The organism is Pseudactinotalea sp., from assembly GCF_048594945.1.
Taxonomy (GTDB): domain Bacteria; phylum Actinomycetota; class Actinomycetes; order Actinomycetales; family Beutenbergiaceae; genus Pseudactinotalea.
The window spans coordinates 1-4471 of sequence record NZ_JBMDXJ010000204.1 but is presented as its reverse complement, the minus strand read 5'-3'; the positions used below and the strand labels follow the sequence as shown (position 1 = coordinate 4471).

The following is a 4471-nucleotide window of genomic DNA, read 5'->3' as shown; positions in this document are numbered from 1 at the left end:
CCGGCCGCCACCCAGAGCAGCGAGTCGAGCTCCTGACCGTGGAGCCGGGCGCAGACCAGCAGCCCCGTGAACGCCAGCGCGAGCACCACCCAGAAGATCGGCGCGCCCCAGGTGACGGTGCGGTACATCCCCCTGCCCTCGTGCCCCACGTCTTCGGTGGACCGGACAGGTGGCACCGGTCGTGGGCGGCGCAACGGGCGGGCCGTGGCGAGTGCCTGTGCCCACGCCGAGGCCGGGTCGGCTGGCCATGACGTGCGTGCGCCGATCACACGGTCGCTGTCGAAGAAGCCCCCGCCTGCGAACCGCATCACCCCGAGGACCGGCGACCCCGGGCGTGCCGAGAACGTCATGCGCTCCTGACGGATCCGCAGTCCGTCGAGGTCGTAGCCGGACCGGGGCAGGTCGTCGTGGGCCTCGGTGAGCAGGCATCGCGAAGGAGCCTTCATGAAGCCGTAGACCTGCCACTGCGAGCCGATGCTGAAGGCCCGCGCGACCGAGCTGTCGAACAGATCAACGAGACGTGCGCGCACGGCGGTCCCTGCGCCGTCGGAGAACTCGACCTCGACCGACCGGAGACCGTGCGGGGCCTCGTGAAGGGCGACCACGGACGCGGCGCGCGGGGTGCGGTCCAGCTCAGGCAGTGGCCGCCGGGTCGTGGCCTCGGCCCGGTGGACGAGCAGCAGGAACACCGCCATCACCGCGATGCTGCCGATCCCGAGCGCGAGCTCCATCACGCCGCCCTCCTTCCGCTGAGGTCGACACGATGTCCCGGCGGGGAGCGCTACCGATCACAAGAAGCGCTGTGCAGACTCAGGCCTCGACGGCGTGGGTCTCCTCGTGCGTGGTGGTCCAGAATCGCGCGGCGGCGATGATGCCGATGAGGAGCAGGACCGCCGTCAGCACGAACGGCAGCCGGCGGTCCATGCCCGAGAGCCAGCCGCTGATCCACCCGAACGGGGCGGTAGCGAGCATCACGGTGGTGCGTTGGATCGCCATCACCCGCGAGCGTTCGTCCCGGTCCACGTGCAGGGCGACAAGCGACTCCGAGAGCCTGAACATGATGCCGGCGCCGAAGGCATCGAGAAGCAAGCACACACCCACCAGGAGATACGTGGAGAGGGTGGCTGCGCCGTCGGGCGCTGGAATACCCACGAGCAACAGTTGCCCGGCGAGATACACGGAGAACCCAATGAGCGTGGGCACCCGCAGCGCGCGGGTGTGCGTGAGCATCGGGATGATCGTGAAGAAGAACAGCACCGACAGCAGCGAGCGGGCCATCGGGAAGAAGGGGAGCAGGGCGTCGGGCACGCCGAGGCGCTGGTTGATCACGATCTGCCAGAAGGTGGCGTTGACGAGCGTGACCGCGCCCACGAGCGCCGCGATCACCAGCGAGAAGATCGTGCCCTTCGAGCGGATGATCAGGCCGAGCACGGCGCGGTACTGCCACAGCGAGGTCCAGATGCTGACGCCGCGCGTCTGCTCCATGCGGACCAGCCCGGTCGCCGTCTCCGTGCTGAAGCGGTAGAGCAGCCAGATCTTGGCCGAGATGATGACGAACGCGTTGAGGTAGAGGATCCGCACCGCCTGCTCGAGGCCGAGCTGGGAGACCAGCAGCGCCGCGATCGGCGCGAACAGGGCCGAGAAGTCTCCGGCGACCTTGACCAACGAGTAGACCTTGGGGATCTCGGCGCGGTCGACGTCCTCCACCAGCAGGCAGTCCCACGAGTTCTGGGTCACCTGCCAGGCGCCGTTGACCACGGACGCGATCAGGAACCACCAGAAGTTCTGCGCGAACGCCCAGATCAGGCAAGGGATCGCCCAGGCGACGACGTCGAACACCGCCGTGGTGACTCGGCGCCCCAGCTTGTCGGTGATCACGCCGCTCAACAGCCCGAACACCACCTGGGAGAGCATGGAGATGGTGGCGAGGAGGCCGATCTGGGCGTCGTGCACGCCGAGCGCGAGCATGAAGACCGACGCGTACGGCAGCACCAGCATCATCGACAAGCCCCACATGGGCTCGGTGTAGACGGCGGCGCGACCGTTGCCTCGCAGGGTCACGAGCGTGGTGATCATCGGGTTACGGCGGCGCGGCACCGCAGGAGTCAAGCGGGTAGGGCGGGACTTGTCCACTTGATCAGAACGAATCGTTCTGACGAGGGGCGCGGGTCGGTGATGATCTGGTGACCGGACCGCGCCGTTGTCCACAGCCCGGCTCTATCCACAGATTCGGCCCGATCGGTCGCTAGCTCGAGCGGGAGGCGCGGCGATCTCGGCACGCTGGATCGATGACGATCACCGAGGCACCTCCAACCGCACTGCTCCCCGGCTGGCTGCACCGTGCCTGGTGGCGGCATCTGGAGGCGCAGGACATCGGCGGCTCGCCACGGCCCCGCCGGCACGAGTACATGTGCTCGAGCGGGATGGCCGAGGTGCTGGAGCCGTTCGTCACGGTGCCACCTGTGGGCCCGGTCCCGGGCGGTAGGCCGGAGGAGCGGATTCTCCGCTTCGACGGCGTGGACGGTGCCGCCGCTGCCACCTTCCTCGAGAGGCTCCCCGAAACCGCGCTCGATCAGGAGCTCAGCACGTTTGCGCCGTCGGCGAGAACGATGCTGACCGCGGTCATGGCCAGCGGCGGAACGGTGACGTGCGGCGGCGAGGTGATCTCGCCGTCGCTGCCGATGGGCGGCATGCGGATCCGGAGCCTGGCGGTGCGCGACCCGAGGGTCCTCGACCAGGCTCCCGATGTCGTCGAAGGCACCCTGCCTGCCTGGGTCGAGGAGCTGCCGGCCGCAGCCGCCCGCTGGTACGTGCAGGAACGGCAACGCTGCCTCGACCACGGTCTCACGCGACAGGCGTGGAGGTACGTCTCCCATCACTACGCGATCGACGACGCGCGCATGTTTCCCGCGACCCGGATCCTCACCGACGCCACTGGGGCGCGAGTCGGGGTGCGGTTCGTGTGGTGAGGGCGCTGTCGACGCCGCTCAGGGCCTGCCACCCGGTGATGGGTAACGCAGTGACGCATCACGACGGAGGTGCGCGTGATCTGTTGGATCGGCGTGAGCGGTGCGCGCCCTTGTCGCCGTTCACGGGGGTGCTGCGCTATCGACCCGAGTCCTGCATGGTCCACTTCCACCACGTGTAGTGGTATTCGCCTTCCTCCACCGAGAACCGGCGGCCACAGTCGGTGCATTCGCAGATGCGCTCGGGGCGGTCAGGGCGCCCGTTGAAGAACGTCGGGATCTCTTCGAGGATCCGAACGTGCCCCCGCGCCTCCTCTTTCGCGGGTTCGTATCGCACGTGGTCGGGGTAGGCCTGGCAGAGGCACCGCTTGTCGGCGAAGAGTCGGATGCGGTCGAGCGCGTGGTCGAGATTGTTGCGGTTGGACAGCAGCGCTCCGCCGAGGTCGAGGTCGGCGGTCGCCTTCTCGATGGCGGGAAGCGCCGTGACCAAGGGGGCGAGCAGTTCGGGGTCACGGGAGGCGATCACCGCCCACACCGCGTGGAGAACGCGGCGGTTCTCGCCGGAGAGGAAGGCCTCGGTCAGTGGGGCTTGCAGTGCCGCTTCCTCGGCACCGGGTCCCTCCAGCCACTGGGCCGGCAGGACCAGCACGGCGGCGGTGCGCTGCGGTCGCGCGTGCTTGCGGTGTACGAGCATCACGGCGTCACTCCCGAGGCGCCACCATGACGCCCTCCTGGCGCCGAGCGACCGCACCACGCCGGCAGGGGCGCTGCGACGGTCGTACGAGCGCCGATCGGTCTCGCGGTCGTCAGTGAATTGAGTCGCGTCGAAGCGGTGCGGCTCGCCCCACCGCTGCTTGGCGGCGCCGGCCACGCCCGAGACGAGATCGGCGAGACCCCGCGCTTCCGAGGTCGCACCCAGAGGGAGCACGTGCGCAAACCAGCTGGTGTGCCCGTCGATCCCATCGATCGTCCACTCGAGCCATCCATCGCCGTCTGGCCACGGCCGGTCGATCATCTGAGTGATCACGTCGATCACCTGCGCAGGCGTGGCGTCGATGATCTCGTCGTCAGGTTCAGTCATCGTGGCAACGCCTCGTTCCGCACGGCCGTGGTCACAGCCCTCAGCCTGGAGGTCTGCTGACCGGAACCGCTTACTCCGGTGATTCTTGCGGCGTCGATCTCATAGATCCAGTTGTCGATACTACGGTCACTGCCGCGATGCCTCGGCGACACGTTCGGGTGGGCACCCACAGCATCGGTGAGCACGCCTCCGACGCCCGGTCCCAGGGCAGAATCAAGGAATGGATGAGGCGCAGCTCGATCGAGCGTGCGGTGTGGTGATCGCGTCGGCGGCGGGTGATGCGCTCGGTGCCGGCTACGAGTTCGAGACCGTCGCGGCTGATCTGGAGCCGGGCATGATCGGCGGCGGGCTGGGGAACTTCGCGCCGGGCGAGTGGACGGACGACACCTCGATGGCGGTCGCGGTGGCGCGCGCTGCGGCGACC

At 68.7% G+C, this 4471-nt stretch carries 5 protein-coding genes; 2 read left to right on the top strand and 3 right to left on the bottom strand.

The genetic code is table 11. The features are described from left to right. Positions 1–734 (bottom strand): hypothetical protein (locus ACOJSN_RS08980; protein ID WP_420112158.1); only part of this gene is annotated, 734 nt, incomplete at its 3' end. 76 nt (positions 735–810) lie between these two features. Then, complete coding sequence (locus tag ACOJSN_RS08975) at positions 811–2097, bottom strand: MFS transporter (protein ID WP_420112157.1); 1287 nt, start codon at positions 2095–2097, stop codon at positions 811–813. Between the two features lie 191 nt (positions 2098–2288). Between ACOJSN_RS08975 and ACOJSN_RS08970 the strand changes: the two genes are divergently transcribed. Further along, complete coding sequence (locus ACOJSN_RS08970) at positions 2289–2969, top strand: hypothetical protein (protein WP_420112156.1); 681 nt, start codon at positions 2289–2291, stop codon at positions 2967–2969. A gap of 136 nt (positions 2970–3105) precedes the next feature. On the opposite strand, the gene ACOJSN_RS08965 is transcribed toward ACOJSN_RS08970, so the two are convergent. Then, positions 3106–4047: a hypothetical protein gene (locus ACOJSN_RS08965; RefSeq protein WP_420112155.1), complete on the bottom strand. Its 942-nt coding sequence runs from the start codon at positions 4045–4047 to the stop codon at positions 3106–3108. A 220-nt stretch (positions 4048–4267) separates the two neighbouring features. Here ACOJSN_RS08965 and ACOJSN_RS08960 point away from each other — a divergent pair. Further along, the coding region (locus ACOJSN_RS08960; RefSeq protein ID WP_420112154.1) for an ADP-ribosylglycohydrolase family protein at positions 4268–4471 on the top strand (204 nt) is incomplete at its 3' end.